The 14,462-nt window shown below is 46.2% G+C and carries 17 protein-coding genes; 6 read left to right on the top strand and 11 right to left on the bottom strand.

The genetic code is table 11. The features are described 5' to 3' along the window. The coding region (locus RMO27_RS06160) for a transposase (RefSeq protein ID WP_396133625.1) at positions 1–853 on the top strand (853 nt) is incomplete at its 5' end. 89 nt (positions 854–942) lie between these two features. On the opposite strand, the gene RMO27_RS06155 is transcribed toward RMO27_RS06160, so the two are convergent. After that, on the bottom strand, positions 943–1,998 hold the full coding sequence (locus tag RMO27_RS06155; RefSeq protein WP_309730581.1) for a Sll0314/Alr1548 family TPR repeat-containing protein: 1,056 nt from the start codon (positions 1,996–1,998) through the stop codon (positions 943–945). A gap of 58 nt (positions 1,999–2,056) precedes the next feature. Between RMO27_RS06155 and RMO27_RS06150 the strand changes: the two genes are divergently transcribed. Then, the gene (locus RMO27_RS06150) at positions 2,057–2,212 is read left to right on the top strand and encodes a hypothetical protein (protein ID WP_309730579.1); all 156 of its coding nucleotides are present in this window, start codon (positions 2,057–2,059) and stop codon (positions 2,210–2,212) included. Between the two features lie 38 nt (positions 2,213–2,250). Next, a complete protein-coding gene (locus RMO27_RS06145; RefSeq protein WP_309730577.1) occupies positions 2,251–2,883 on the top strand; it encodes an energy-coupling factor ABC transporter ATP-binding protein in 633 nt (210 codons plus the stop codon). Positions 2,884–3,015: 132 nt separating this feature from the next. On the opposite strand, the gene RMO27_RS06140 is transcribed toward RMO27_RS06145, so the two are convergent. Genes RMO27_RS06140 through nagA form a run of 3 tightly spaced genes read right to left on the bottom strand, consistent with a single transcriptional unit; the run spans position 3,016 to position 6,043 of the window. Continuing rightward, complete coding sequence (locus RMO27_RS06140) at positions 3,016–4,467, bottom strand: glycosyltransferase (RefSeq protein WP_309730572.1); 1,452 nt, start codon at positions 4,465–4,467, stop codon at positions 3,016–3,018. A 56-nt stretch (positions 4,468–4,523) separates the two neighbouring features. Then, positions 4,524–4,832, bottom strand: coding sequence for a hypothetical protein (locus tag RMO27_RS06135; protein ID WP_309730569.1), 309 nt, complete (start codon positions 4,830–4,832; stop codon positions 4,524–4,526). A gap of 50 nt (positions 4,833–4,882) precedes the next feature. After that, positions 4,883–6,043 carry an N-acetylglucosamine-6-phosphate deacetylase gene (gene nagA, locus RMO27_RS06130; protein WP_309730566.1) on the bottom strand — a complete coding sequence of 387 codons (1,161 nt, stop codon included), beginning with the start codon at positions 6,041–6,043 and terminating at the stop codon, positions 4,883–4,885. A 95-nt stretch (positions 6,044–6,138) separates the two neighbouring features. On the opposite strand from nagA, the gene purE reads away from it, so the two are divergent. The 3 genes from purE to RMO27_RS23755 all read left to right on the top strand — a co-directional run bounded on the left by purE (position 6,139) and on the right by RMO27_RS23755 (position 8,963). Next, complete coding sequence (gene purE, locus RMO27_RS06125) at positions 6,139–6,645, top strand: 5-(carboxyamino)imidazole ribonucleotide mutase (RefSeq protein WP_309730564.1); 507 nt, start codon at positions 6,139–6,141, stop codon at positions 6,643–6,645. Positions 6,646–6,962: 317 nt separating this feature from the next. Then, entirely contained in the window at positions 6,963–8,321 is a 1,359-nt protein-coding gene (locus RMO27_RS06120) for an ammonium transporter (protein WP_309730561.1), read from the top strand. A 237-nt stretch (positions 8,322–8,558) separates the two neighbouring features. Beyond that, positions 8,559–8,963, top strand: coding sequence for a VOC family protein (locus tag RMO27_RS23755; RefSeq protein ID WP_396133624.1), 405 nt, complete (start codon positions 8,559–8,561; stop codon positions 8,961–8,963). Here RMO27_RS23755 and RMO27_RS06115 read toward each other — a convergent pair. The 7 genes from RMO27_RS06115 to RMO27_RS06085 all read right to left on the bottom strand — a co-directional run. Next, the gene (locus tag RMO27_RS06115; RefSeq protein WP_309730557.1) at positions 8,947–9,570 is read right to left on the bottom strand and encodes a PIN domain-containing protein; all 624 of its coding nucleotides are present in this window, start codon (positions 9,568–9,570) and stop codon (positions 8,947–8,949) included. The genes RMO27_RS23755 and RMO27_RS06115 overlap by 17 nt on opposite strands. A gap of 138 nt (positions 9,571–9,708) precedes the next feature. Then, entirely contained in the window at positions 9,709–9,918 is a 210-nt protein-coding gene (locus tag RMO27_RS06110; RefSeq protein ID WP_309730554.1) for a glycogen debranching protein, read from the bottom strand. 36 nt (positions 9,919–9,954) lie between these two features. Continuing rightward, positions 9,955–10,443, bottom strand: coding sequence for a GNAT family N-acetyltransferase (locus RMO27_RS06105; protein WP_309730553.1), 489 nt, complete (start codon positions 10,441–10,443; stop codon positions 9,955–9,957). A 65-nt stretch (positions 10,444–10,508) separates the two neighbouring features. Continuing rightward, positions 10,509–11,630: a glycosyltransferase family 4 protein gene (locus tag RMO27_RS06100; protein WP_309730550.1), complete on the bottom strand. Its 1,122-nt coding sequence runs from the start codon at positions 11,628–11,630 to the stop codon at positions 10,509–10,511. Positions 11,631–11,985: 355 nt separating this feature from the next. Continuing rightward, positions 11,986–12,834, bottom strand: coding sequence for a class I SAM-dependent methyltransferase (locus tag RMO27_RS06095; protein ID WP_309730547.1), 849 nt, complete (start codon positions 12,832–12,834; stop codon positions 11,986–11,988). A gap of 96 nt (positions 12,835–12,930) precedes the next feature. After that, entirely contained in the window at positions 12,931–13,887 is a 957-nt protein-coding gene (locus RMO27_RS06090) for a hypothetical protein (RefSeq protein ID WP_309730545.1), read from the bottom strand. Beyond that, the coding region (locus RMO27_RS06085; protein ID WP_309730543.1) for a glycosyltransferase at positions 13,868–14,462 on the bottom strand (595 nt) is incomplete at its 5' end. The genes RMO27_RS06090 and RMO27_RS06085, both read right to left, overlap by 20 nt.

Below are 14,462 nucleotides of genomic sequence, written 5' to 3'. Positions count from 1 at the left end.
ACCAACTCCAACCGCAGAGCGCGATTTGGTCGCGGCTGGATCGATCATGACTGATGATAGCAGTGCCCATAACCGGCGCGTGCGCCGTCGTTCTTCCGCGCCATTGACGGCTGAAGATCTCGAACCCATCCAGATCGATCGACAAGCGGTCACAGATCCAGACATTGCCGCGCCCACAATTACCGTTGAACAGCTAAGCTGGGAACCAGTAATGGCAGCTAGCAATCTTGATGCGGCTCCTTTACCTACCAAAACCATTATCCCTGCCCCCGCACCGCGTACGCCAGTCTTGCGAGACATTCTGGCTGATTCCAACGATCGCTACTTCAAACCGCCAGCACCGCCAGAAACTGCGACAGATGATGGGGAGGAAGATCCCGATGCTGAAGATGTGAATGCTTTAGCCGCGATGTTTGGCGAAGAAATTGCTGATAGCGAGGATGATGATGACGATAACGACGGGGAAGATTGGGATGAAGAAGCAACCTCCTCATATCAACAACTAGATCGCGATCGATTCTTGACAGAAGATCGCTTGCACGTTCAACTAACGCCGCTCTCCCAAGCCATCCTGCCCCGTACTTGTTACATCGTGATCGATAAATTTGCGGAGCTAATCGTCCGTCCGCTGAAAGATTTTGCCGATCTGGGCCAAATCGCTACCGAAGAGATCCAGCAGCGCACGCTACCTGTTTTCGACAATCATCGCGTTGCCAAACGGTTCTCCAATCAACGTACTCAACGCGTAATTAAGGTGCCAGATAGTCGGATTTTTCACAAAACTATCCAGCATTTGCGATCGAAAGGGATCACCTGTTTGTTGGTGGATGGCAATATTTACTCGCTGAATTAGGGAATAGGGAATATTTGGAACTGCGTTCCCAGTTTCTAACTGTTACATCTCTCTGACGCCCCTAACCCCTAATCCCTAATCCCTATCCCCTAATTCAACGGTGGAATCTTGGTTAAACCAACGACTCGATCGGGATTAGCTTGTTTGAGTTGGGCTTCAAATCCATAACAGCCATCATGACCAATTCTAGCTAGCGTATTCTTGGCTTGACAGCGTTCGGAGAGGATTTGGCCGATGGTTGAGAGCAATAATCGATCGCGTTTTTGGTATGCAACTTCAAATAATTTAATCGACTCACGCAAGTCGTTATCATTTTTCAGTTCGCGACCGCGAATATTCAAGATTTGTGCCTTGTAATAGGTCAACTCTGGATTTTGCGGCGCGATTTTGAGAGCAGCGTCAATATCGTTAGTGGCGAGATCGTACTGTTTGAGATCGCGATGACCGATGTACATACCGCGCAGAGCCAGATAGCGAGGTTCGGCATTTTTGAGTCGATCGATCGCCTGACTGGTATCGGAAAATGGCACATTCACTGCCAACAATAAATCCATATACCCTTTAATTAGATTGAGTTCGGAATTATTCGGGTCGATCTGATTGGCTTTATCCATATACTCAAACACCTTTTGGAGCTTGTTTAGCGCACCCAGCGCGCCCCCATTGGCTTTTTTCATTTCATAAGCTGCCAAAATTGCCAATCCCACACCCTGGTATAAGTTGCCTCGCAGCGGGTTGGTTTTCATCAATTTCTCAGCAGCTTGAGAAGTTTTCTCGCCATACTGCCTAACTTTCTCAAAATCCCCACTGCTAAAGGGATAAAGTGTATTCATCGCATAGGTGAGCGGCTCATTGGGTTCGGTTTTGAGTGCCGCATCCAGATACTGTTTGGCTTTGACATAGTCACCATCCCGAAACATGGCTTCTTTAGCTCGTTCGACATTCGCACCCTGTTTGGTATTCAGCCCCGCTTGTGGATACGCCATATTACTATTTGGCTTGACTGGCTTGACTGGCTTGGGATCAGCGACTGCGGGCGCGATCGCGAGGTTAAATTGGCTCATCGGGGTCACGAGTGCTGACTGAGTCAAGATCGCGCCGGTAGCCAAGGCTAGTAAAGTATGTGCGGACAACTTAAATTTCATGGATTAGTAGCTAGTAACGATGGGATGCGAACGGGGGTGCTAAAATTGCTCGACACGGATGCGGTTAATGTTGGCAACCAAGCCTTTCCCAATTGCCTGGAAATCGCAATATACTGTAGTGTCTGGACGTGAATGCCGATCGGATGTTCCACTGCGATCCCCAGATCGAGACGTGCGGATTACATCGGCGATCGATCGTGAAGATCTCTGGTAGCCCCATCCCCAACCCCACATCCCCCACCACAGAGATTGATGCTCAAACTCAAACATTTGTCTTATCATCCCCCAGCTAGCGATCGAGCAATTCTCCAGGATCTCAATTTAGAATTAGCACCCCAACAATTGGGACTGATCGTCGGGGCGAGCGGTTCGGGTAAAAGTACTTTGCTAGAGATTTTAGCAGGATTGGCGACCGGAACTAGTGGTGGTGTCTATTGGCGCGATCGCGCCTTAGATAGCGAACTGCTCCAGCAATTGGGTGGATTGGTGTTTCAGTTTCCCGAACGGCATTTTTGCACCAACACTATCTTAGAAGAATTGCGACTAGGACATCCCGAACTCGGTGCCGAACGTGTCGAGCAAGCCCTGACATCTGTAGGTTTAGCAGATTTATCATTACAGTTATCACCTCACAACCTCAGCGGCGGCCAGCAGCGTCGATTGGCTCTGGCAGTGCAATTAATCCGACAACCCCCATTATTGCTGTTAGACGAGCCGACAGCGGGCTTAGATTGGTCGATGCGCCAGCAGTTGGTACAGCTCCTCGCCAAACTCAAGCAGGATTGGACGCTGTTGGTAGTGACTCACGATGCTGGCGATCTGATGGCTATTGCCGATAAATGTTGGCAGATCGAGCGGGGGAAGTTGACGGAGGCGAAGATTTAGGGTGGAGCGGGGAGCGGGGAGTGAATAGTGAATAGTGAATAGTGAATAGTGAATAGTGAATAGTGAATAGTGAATAGTGAATTTGGACGCAAGCGTCCCTCAGTCTCCCAGTCCCCCCCGCTCCCCGTTCTACTACACAAACTTAATCTTCTGCGCCGCATACAGACACATTTTGAGCAACACTAAACCCTCTCGGACGTGGGCGATATTGGACTCACCATAGGTGCGAGGCTGATATCGCACGGGGACTTCGACGATATGCAGATTTAATTTTGCAGCCCCAAATAACAGATCGAAATCGCCAAAGGGATCGAACTCCCCAAAATAGCTACGATTGGCACAAATTCGTAAATAATCCTCCCGCCACAATACTTTGGTACCGCACAAAGTATCTTTGATATTTTGTCCTAATAAAAATGAAAATACCAACGCAAAAAACTTATTTGCTAAGGTATTGAGCCAAGGCATTGCTGCTTGAGAGTAGGGATAAACCAATCGCGAACCATTGATGAATTCGCCTCTGCCACTGACGATCGCCTCCACAAAATTGACCAATTCTTCAGGCTGAACTGTCAAATCGGCATCTAAAATAATCAGAATATCCCCAGTGGCTCGATCAAATCCCAATCGCACCGCATCGCCTTTACCTTTGCCTGTTTGCTGGAATGCTTTGAGGATAAAATCACCCTGATATTCGCCGACTAAAGTTTGAATTTTAGCCCAAGTATCGTCTTGTGAATGACCTTCGACAAAAATGATTTCGGTCTGTTTGCCTAATTGGGGCAATCGCTCGATCGCCGCAGCGATATTGCCGGCTTCATTCCGCGCGGGAATAATTACACTGACAGTATAATCACTGGTTTTATGCCGATCAATCTGCTTGCGCGCGACAATATAATTAGTCAAACTGAAATGATTGATGATCGGCAGAGGACTGAGATAGCGATTGACAAAATTTGAGAAGATCGGGATATATTTGGGCAGGAGACACCGCCTGCCAATCTTGACAGATTGATAACCTGTAATATTCAATAAATTGAGTACATCATTCATCGACAACCAACTCTGCGGCGGCTGCGGACGGCGTTGTCCGATCTTTTCGGCGAGATGTAAAATTGGTTCCCACAGGAAGTTGTGAAAATCGATCGCAATTTTGGTGTGTGGGTGACAAAATTGCTGAAGATTTGTGAGTACCTGTTGGATATTAGTCAGATCTCCCAGTACTTCAGATAGGATAATATAGTCGAATTTGGTAGCGATTAAAGGATACTCCGTCCAGTTTTCTAGCTGGAGATCTTCTGCATCAAGACAATAAAAATTCAATTGTGGATGCTTAGCTTTGGCAAGATTGATGACCACAGATGAAAAGTCAATCCCGACACCTACTGACGGATCGATTTTGGCAAGTAAATCTCCCGTGCCACACCCAATTTCCAAAACTTTACTCCCAGCCGGAATCAAGAACTGGTGCAATCGATCGAGATCCTGATAGTAATAGCGATTGCGTCGTGCCCACCAATCTAGTTTTAGGGCGATGGCATCAAAATGTTTTTGAGTGCGCTCGGTAACTAGTCGATTGGACATAGATATTCCTCATAAATAATCGCGATCGAGCATATCATAGATTGTTAGGATTGATACTACAATTCTGGATGTTTGGCAATGTAATTTACTCGCGATCGCCAGACCTTTCGACCCAAAAAATCTGCCAATTCTTCAGGATAATTAACTGACTCTGGTAGAACAATTTTTAATCGTAACAATGCCGTCTGAACAGTTTCGATAAAACCCACGACGACATCTTGCGGCGTCAAATCTGCTAACAGAGGATTATCTGACTGCTGGAAAGGAACAATCTCCCAACCCATCTGACAAAAGCCATCATAAGCAATCGCGCAATTAGTACTGGCAAATTCACCGTATTTATCTTTGAGAATATAGACCTTCATATTTGAAAATTAAATTCAGTCTGTCAGTTCCTCAATCGATTATGACATACCTATAAAACTTCCAGTCTTTGCCAACTTAATTTACCATTGAGATCGCTACTCCATCGCAACAAATTCGCGGCTTGTCCCACATAATCTCCAGATAAACCGATTGCTCGACGTGGTGCGATTGTCGCTAGATTGATCGCCTCGCCGATATCGCAAACGCCCCACCGCACTAAATTTTGGACGCCAACTAAGAGCGATCGTGTCGTCCCAGAAAGCGTGCCATCTGCTAGTCTAGCCGTACCATCGATGACTTCAATTTCGCGATCGTCCCAGGGATACTTACCATCGGGCAAACCCAGCGGCGAGAGCGCATCGCTGACCAAAAATAAACCCTCACCATACCGACCTGCCCTAACTAGCACCTTCAACATCGCTGGATGAACGTGTTGCCCATCAGCAATAAAGCCGCATTTGACATGGGGCTGAGTCAAAGCCGCACCCAATAATCCTGGCTCTCGATGGTGCAATCCTGGCATTGCATTAAAAGCATGAGTCACCATTGAAGCCCCACCAGCAAACGCACTCTCAGCCTGGGCAAAATTGGCCTGGGAATGCCCCAAGCTCACAATGATACCCAAAGACCTCAGATGCGAAATAATCGTGCTTGTCTGGTCTAATTCTGGGGCTAGAGTGATAATGCGAATAATGTCAGTATATTTGCTGAGTATCTTAGTAACAAAATCTAACTCCAAAGGTAGTAGGTACGCTTGCGGATGTGCGCCCCGTTTTTGTGGATTCAGGAATGGCCCTTCGAGGTGAATGCCAGTTATTTGGGCGGTATTGGGCTGCTGCTGTGCCATGTATGCCGCAAAGACAGTTAGCGATCGATGGATATTCTCGATCGAAGTCGTGACGATTGTCGGTAAAAATTCATCTACACCTTGCGCCCACAAAAAATCACAGATCTGCTGCAATCGATTGTCATTCTGACAGGCTCCGCCAACGAGATCTGTCATTTGGACATCTGGAAACGCCAAACCCAACGCCCCATTGATCTGAAGATCTACCCCACCCAATGAAACCCAATCGCCATCGACGTCTATTGTTGGTAGATCGATCGTTATAGATGGTGCGATCGCCACAATCTGCTCATCTCTAATCACGATCTCGTGCAATCCCTCATAGCCAGGTATCTGAGCATTCGTAACTTTACAATCTTTCATCAGGGATTAGGAATATAGTTGATAGAGGTCAGCAGGCACTGTGTCTCTATACAACTATCAACTATCAACTATCAACTATCAACTATCAACTATCTATGACATCCCCATTAATCGGCATCATCATGGGCAGCGATTCCGATCTCCCAACCATGCAAGCCGCGATCGAAATCTGCGAACAATTCGACATCGCTCATGAAGTGGCGATCGTCTCCGCCCATCGCACCCCCGAACGGATGGTGGAATATGCTAAAACAGCTCGCACACGCGGCTTGAAAGTAATTATTGCCGGAGCGGGTGGAGCCGCTCATTTGCCAGGAATGGTGGCCGCGCTGACGCCACTACCCGTCATTGGCGTACCCGTTCAGACTAAAACATTACAAGGGATTGATTCGCTCTACTCGATCGTCCAGATGCCCGCAGGCATCCCCGTTGCGACAGTGGCGATCGGCAACGCGACTAATGCGGGCTTGTTAGCCGTCCAAATCTTGGCAATTAATCAGCCAGAATTACTCGATCGAGTCGAGTCCTACCGCCAGAGCTTACAAGCGATGGTTTTAGAAAAACAAGCCAAACTCGATCGAGTTGGTTATAAAAACTACTAAAAGATTACTGCGTAAAGAATAATCTTATTCTGGCTCCGATTTTAACAATCGATCTTATCTTGATACCTTAAGTGCATACATTAAGTGCGGTAAAACGTACTTTACAGGAGTTCATCGATAATGCTGAAGTCTAAATAAATGTATCTTACTATACAGAAATTTTGTATCTTCAAACACAAAATTATCCAACGACGATACATAGATTAGTCAATTAATTAGCTCTTACGTTACAAATACTCTGCTAAAGGATAGAACAAGTGTTCAAAAGAATTCTCCTTGTATGTTTGATGGCCACATGGCTGCTCAGTGGTCCCCTCATGGGCAATGCTCTAGCAGATCCAGTGAAGACCCCCGCAATGGATCTCGATGGGATTAACACTGGCGATACAGCCTGGATGCTAGTGTCTTCAGCGTTAGTATTACTAATGACTCCAGGACTGGCCTTTTTCTATGGCGGGTTGGTGCGTTCTAGGAACGTCCTCAACACCATGATGATGAGTCTAGTGCTCATGGCCGTTGTGGGTGTCACGTGGATCTTGTGGGGTTATAGTATTGCTTTCTCCCCCGATTCAGTGACGAAAGTGGGCGATGTCGTGACCATCAACACCAATCCAATCTTTGGTAACTTAAATTGGTTTGGTCTCAATGGCGTAGCATTCGATCGACCCGATCCCGTCGGCTATGCACCCACTATTCCGCACCAATTGTTCATGGTTTATCAGATGATGTTTGCCATCATCACTCCAGCCTTGATCTCTGGTGCGATCGTCGAACGGATGAGCTTCAAAGCCTATTTCTGGTTTGTGATCGTTTGGTCTACGTTGATTTATGCGCCCCTCGCTCACATGGTTTGGGGTAAAGGTTATCTGGGCGCGACACTAGGCGCGCTGGATTTTGCTGGCGGTACTGTAGTTCATATCAGTTCTGGTGTCTCGGCTGCTGTCGCAGCTTGGATGATCGGTGCGCGTAGAACCTACCCCAACCAACCAGCAGCACCGCACAATGTGCCGTATGTGCTGTTGGGTATTGGATTGCTATTCTTCGGCTGGTTCGGTTTCAACGGTGGTAGTGCTTTAGGTGCTAATGGTTTAGCTGTTACCGCATTTGTCACCACGGCTGTTTCTAGCTGTGCTGGCGGTTTGATGTGGATGATTCTAGAGTGGGTACTACGGACAAAACCTACTGCGGTAGGGATTGCGAGCGGTTTCTTAGCTGGCTTAGTTGGCATTACACCTGCGGCTGGTTTTGTGACTCCCTTGAGTGCGATTCTGATCGGGTTGATTACGGCTACTTGCTGCTTCTTTGCGGTCAGCCTCAGAGCCAAATTACAGTTCGATGATTCGCTCGATACATTCCCCGTTCACGGTGTGGGTGGTACTGTTGGCGGTCTGTTGACCGGGATCTTTGCAACCAAGTCTGTCAATGCTGCGGGTGCTGATGGTCTACTGTTTGGTGGTGGTCCTGACTTGTTAGGCAAGCAGATTGTAGCAACGATGATTACTTACGCGATCGCAGCGGCTGGTACCTTTATCATCATTAAAGTATTGAGCTTGGTGATGGATCTGCGTGTTAAACCCGAAGTCGAATACCAAGGTTTGGATATCAACGAGCATGGTGAAGAAGGCTACGGTGAAGAATTCGCTGCTGGTTTGAGTCTGGCTGAGAAAGAAGGCTAAGAAATTAGTGGATAGTTTGGTTTTGTTATTTTGGATAATAAACCGAACCGATCGAATTAGCTAACAAACTCACAAAATAAAGAGCCTTGAATTTTGATTATAGAAACCCGACTGCTTGAGAAGTCGGGTTTCTGCTTATTTGGACACTCTAACAAATCCAGGCACCCCAGAAATAGGGATTGCAAACACAACCGATCGCAAAGCAATAATCAATTTATTAGCTCAAGGATAATCGAAGTGAAAATAAGCAAAATCCATCATGTGGCAATAATTTGTTCTAATTATGAAGCCTCAAAAAAGTTTTATGTTGACATCTTGAAATTTTTGATCGTCACAGAGACTTATAGGCGCGATCGAGATTCGTACAAGCTCGATTTGAAAGTGTCCGATCACGACACAATCGAACTATTTTCATTTCCATCTCCACCGCTAAGACCGAGTAAGCCAGAAGCTTGCGGGCTGAGACATCTAGCTTTCGAGGTCGATAATATCGAAGAGAGTGTTGATTACTTGGTTTCCTGTGGAATCGAGGTTGAGCCAGTAAGAATCGACTTACTTACCGGTAAGAAATTTACATTTTTCAAAGATCCAGACGATCTACCATTGGAAGTATACGAAACTCAGGTCAAAATTTATAGTTAATTTTATCCTTAGTCTCCATAACTTTTCCAGTAGCAAACCAATTATCAAGTAATTGTTTGATTTCTGGTTCGCTCGGATGATATTTAGTTAAGACTGATTTGAGATACGTGTACAGAGTCGATCGCTTCTTGGGTCGGCTTTTGGGAATGGCGGCGGATAATTTGGCGATCGCGATGTCGGACAAGAAATCCTGAGAATAAGTTAATTCGGGATTACCAGACAGCACTTCCAAACTATCAATCCGCCGACAGGAAATGCCCCGTTTAGCCAGATGTTGGATCAGTGGATCGAAACCCCGATCGCGTGAAAGAATCACGTATTTAGAATTGGGCGATTGGAGACTAATTTGCCCTAGATAAAAGACAATATGAAAATCCAGGGCATTGGCACCACTGCCTTCGACCCCAATCCACTCGACAGCTTCGCCTAATAAATGCGCTTCTCTGACTAGCTCGAATGGAATTTTGACTTGAGCGCAGCCAACAAAAATAAAGATTTTGAGGTTGGGTTTTTGAAGATCTGTTAGTCTGACTTGAGTGACATTTTCATAGTCAATAAACAGAATTGTCGCTGGCTCATGTTTTTCGACTGCGAGGGAGTTCACCATCTAATTATCGATCGAGAGAAATTGCTGGTTGTCTGTTGTCATTGTCTAGATTTGCAGAGATCTCAAATCGCGCCGCAGCCGCCAACGAGTTTCGATGAGAGCTACTGATGAGTTCAGATTGCACCAGCTTACTTCTAGTTAACCCAAATTGAGGGAGTTAACTGGTACTTCATCCCAAGATGTGACTGTCCGCAGTCGCGCAATCCAACCGAGGCGGATTTGTTCGGGCGTGAGATTTTGCTGAAAAGATTCATGACAGTCTCTGGCTAATGCTTCACTCCGAGAAGCAATGCAGGCATACATCAAGCCGCCAGGATCTAATTGTTCGTTTACCCAAATCGTTAGCATTAATCTCGATCCTTGCTATATCGTATTCATCAAATTTTAATCAATTTGAGGCTTCATCGCAATCTCCGCCAGCGTTTCGGCACTCATCCGGCAGGTTTTCCAATCTGGTAATACCGTCGCTCCAAACCGTTGATAAAACTCGATCGCGTTTTGATTCCATTCCAGTACAGACCATTCCAACCGCCCACAACCGCGACTGTGCGCGATTTGGGCAACAAAGTTCATCAAAGCTTTGCCGACACCTTGACGGCGATATTCGGGCTGGACGAAGACATCTTCGAGGTGGATGCCTGGTTGGGTAAGAAAAGTAGAGTAGGTCGGAAAGAATAAGGCAAACCCGATCGGCAAATCGCCTAATTCAGCTACGATTGCCTCCGTATAAGGCCGTTCGCCAAATAAATGCGATCTCAATAGCTCGGTATTTCCCGTCACCCGATCGCTCAGTTTTTCATAAGCAGCCAATCCCCGAATTAAATCAAAAATAGCATCAACATCACTCTCTTGGGCAGGTCGAATCTTTAACATTTGGATAGTGGGTAGTGAGTTCGATAATTGGATGTTGGAATAATGTTTACTCAACAGCTTAGTAGCTATTTTTTGCTAGTTATACGCCGTTTGCGATCGATAACTCGATCGATCGCCTCTGCCCAGATAGCCATCACGCGATCGACCCCAAACCGATCGAGAATTTCGGGTGCAGCTTGGGCTAATTGCTGGCGTTTGGCCGGATCAGACATCAAAGCATCCAAGCCCGCTGCCAGGGCATCCACGTCCTCGGTTGCCACTAGCACACCATTGACCCCATCTTCAATAATGTCGCGCGGGCCGCTCAGACAGTCGGCAGCCAGCACGGGCAAACCACAGGCCATCGCCTCGCACAAAGCCATCGGAAATCCTTCAAATCGTGACGGCATCACAAATAAATCGGCTTGATGCAGATATTCTGGGACATTAGTGACTAAACCGGGCAGATGGACGCGATCGGTCAAATTTAATTGCGATCGTAATGCTTCTAGTTCCGCTCGCATCGGACCTTCGCCGAGGATGACGATCTGCCAGTCGGGATATTTTGCTTGGATGCGATCAAAAGCTTGGAGTAATAAATCGAAACCTTTTTGGGGATGGAGTCTGCCGATGGCAATCAGGCTTGGCACCTTCACCAGTCGCCCATCTGATGCTGCTGGCGGGGGCGTTGTCACCGGATTGGGCATGACCATCGACTGGTAGCCCTGTGCGGCTGGATAAAATGGCAAAGCATTTTGAGTCAATACCGTAACTAAATCGGCATAGCGATAAGTCACCTTCATGATAAATTGCCAGATTTTATTTTCAGTTGCCGCACCAGGATAAATATGTTCGCTGACAATTGTCGGAATATTTAAGCCCCAGCAGGCAAGAATAGCATACACATTGACAGCACTCATGAAACTGATAACTACATCAGGTCGATCGGCAACAATTTCCCAGCGTAATATTTTCACCCGCTGCCAGACATTGCCGATCGCATCGGTCGGACTAGTAGAATTTTTCGCAATGTTTAGGGGCTTAACCTTAATGCGAGGATCTAATTTATAAAATGATGGTTTAGTGGGTGCGACTAACATCATCAAAGTTACATCCCAACCCAGCTCGACCCAGTAGTTGGCAACGATCGACATAACTCTTTCTGCGCCGCCACCGCTTAATCCATAAATAACTAATGTAACTTTCATTAATCGTAGTCGCTCAAATGATGAAGTGAGTTAGATCCCTGTGAGTAATTAGTGGGGACTAATTACTCACAGGGATCTAACTCGCCAGAGATCCTCAGCTAGTTAAACACGAATTTGCCCCTACGCGCAAATACCTTTAATACTGAGAGATTCCTGCCCTCATAGTTCCCAGAAGTTACTACCAAATTTACGATTAACTTGAAAAACCATCGATTAATTGGGGATAGTACTCGATCGATGGGGCGCAACTAAACAATTGCCATTACTATCCGATAGTGCTAGCTATTGCAAATTAAAGCTAGCACGAACTTTGTCCATCCGCCAGCTCAATTTATGGGGATCTCCCACAGTCTAATCATTTGATGCCAACAATCCGAATACAATTTAACAGCTTGAGGAACGGGAGGCTCTGTGCGAAGGTATTTCTGAGTGGGATCGGTAACACAGACAGGAATTGCTCGCTCAAGCGCAATAAAGTCAGCGAAAACTTCAGTACGTAAAATCTACTGCCCAGATAGACCTCAATCCTTGAGAATCCAACTGCTCTGAATAAATTATGTAACTCTGACACAGTATACTCTTTCAGGTGAAAGCCCGTAGCTACTTCATCAAAATACATCGAAACGTCATGAGGACCAGTTAACTGATTCGGTGTGATACAAATATAACAACCGCCAGGAATCAAAGCGTTGTATATATTTTGAAGTTGTTCGGACGCATCATCAGGGTGAAGATGCTCCATTAGTTGATTGCTGTAAGCTACGTTGATACTCTGAGCTGGCAGCGGTACGCTACACCCATCAGAAATAATCAGGTGAAAATTAGCGGGGCTTTCCGATGCTTTGGTAATTTCTTCAGATACATCCAGCGCGTAAACTTGTTTCACCTGTTTAGCAACTTCGTACGAGAGCGCGCAATCTCCAGGTCCAATTTCCATAAAGGTGGCGTCCGCAGTTAAGAAACGCTCGAGCAATAGCATTTGCCACTTGACGGCTCGGGCTGTATCTTCAGGAGATGTTTTGGAAATTAATTGTGGATGATTAGGAACGCGCCGAAATAGTTCATTATACAGATCGGAATAGAGATAATATCTGTCCTGCTTAGATGCAGATTTCAACTTATGCGCTAATTCTATTTCGATCTCATAGTGGTCTCTGATTTCTTCTAGCGTTCGATTTTTGTCGTAACTTTGAATCGGCTTCATTCAGTGCCTCCTTCTTCAGTTTTACATCATGCTATAGCTTAATATTATGCCACATCTGTGGAGACACGTCGGAAATTTCTGAAGTATACATCTCTTTTATCGAGAATCTACATAAGCAATACACCGATTGACATCCAAGGCGATAAAATCGATATGATGCATTCCGATGTGATTGTGTGGCATGGTTGCTAGCTCAAATAGATAAGCATCGTTCGATTGGATTTGTGATTCTAGATACTCATCTTTAGTCAGTCGCTCGATCTGGATGGCTCTGACATTATGCCCATAAGTAACAGTACAATCTTGAGCAAACCGGATGAGGAGATCGTCAAGCTGTCGCATCCTACCTGCTGGCCGAGAAATTTCGAGACTATCTTTCACGATCGGACTCATGGGGTGCTCGACCCAATCACCATCTAAGCGATCGGCATAATACAATCTCATCGTATTGCAAGGCTCGCCATCTGCGGATTCTACACCCACAAATAGCCACCAGACATCATTGAAATTCAATATCGATGCATCGACAAATCGGCGACCGACTAAAATTTCGGACACAAATTCCCACTGTTCGGGAAATTTAGTTGCTTTGTATAATCGTACGGATTTTGCTGCACATGATTCCGGGATCATGTACCAATTAGATTCAAACTGGAATACATAGGGATAAGAAAGATGAAAATCTTCTGACAAAATAATGTGTTGATAATCCCAGCTATATCCATCTTTACTACTCGCAAAGGCAATTTCACCGCGTTGCTGCTTGTGATTGAAAATCTCGAAAAACATCAGCCAGTTATCTTGATCGCGAATCATAAATGGATCGGCGACAAACGATCCCAAAGTATCTGTGATATCTCTGCGGCTAAGTACTGGATTGCTGGCAACTAAGCTCGGCTGTAACTCCCGAACATTAGCACCTTCATAAATAGAGATCGACCAGTCCGATTGACGATCGATCCAGAGCAATTGATTTGCTAGCTTCACTGGCAATAGACCGATCCAGTAATTATAAATCGCGACAATCCCAGCTTTAATTTTTGACAAGCGCATTTAATTTCTGAATGAAAATACTGAGAAAATTGGTGGGAGCCTGCGCTGCCAGATACGATCTTTTCGATACTCGATCGACAACTTTTTCGATCTCCTGCGACCACATTGCCATGACTCGTTCTAATCCAAATCGATCGAGGATCTGGGCAGCGGCTTGCGCTAATTGCTGCCGTTTGGCAGGATCGGACATCAACGCATCCAATCCTGCGGCCAGTGCCTCTACATTTTCTGTTGCCACCAATAGACCATTGACGCCATCTTCGATAATATCGCGAGGGCCGCTCAGGCAGTCAGCAGCCAGTACTGGCAAACCAGCAACCATCGCCTCGCACAATGCCATCGGAAAGCCTTCGACGCGAGAGGGCAGCACAAAGAGCGCGGCTTGATGCAGATAGTCTGGCACATTGTGGACAGCCCCAGGGAGGTGGACGCGATCGGTCAGTTGCAGTTGCGATCGTAAATCTTCCAATTCCGCGCGGATTTCACCCTCGCCCAAAATCGTTAACTGCCAATCGGGGTGGCGATCGTGAATTTGATGGAAAGCTTTCAGCAACAGATCGAAGCCTTTTCGAGGC

Source organism: Chamaesiphon sp. OTE_75_metabat_556, from assembly GCF_031378165.1.
Classification (GTDB): Bacteria; Cyanobacteriota; Cyanobacteriia; order Cyanobacteriales; family Chamaesiphonaceae; genus Chamaesiphon.
The sequence above is the reverse complement of the archived record's forward strand: the minus strand, read 5'-3'. Positions and strand labels throughout refer to the sequence as shown.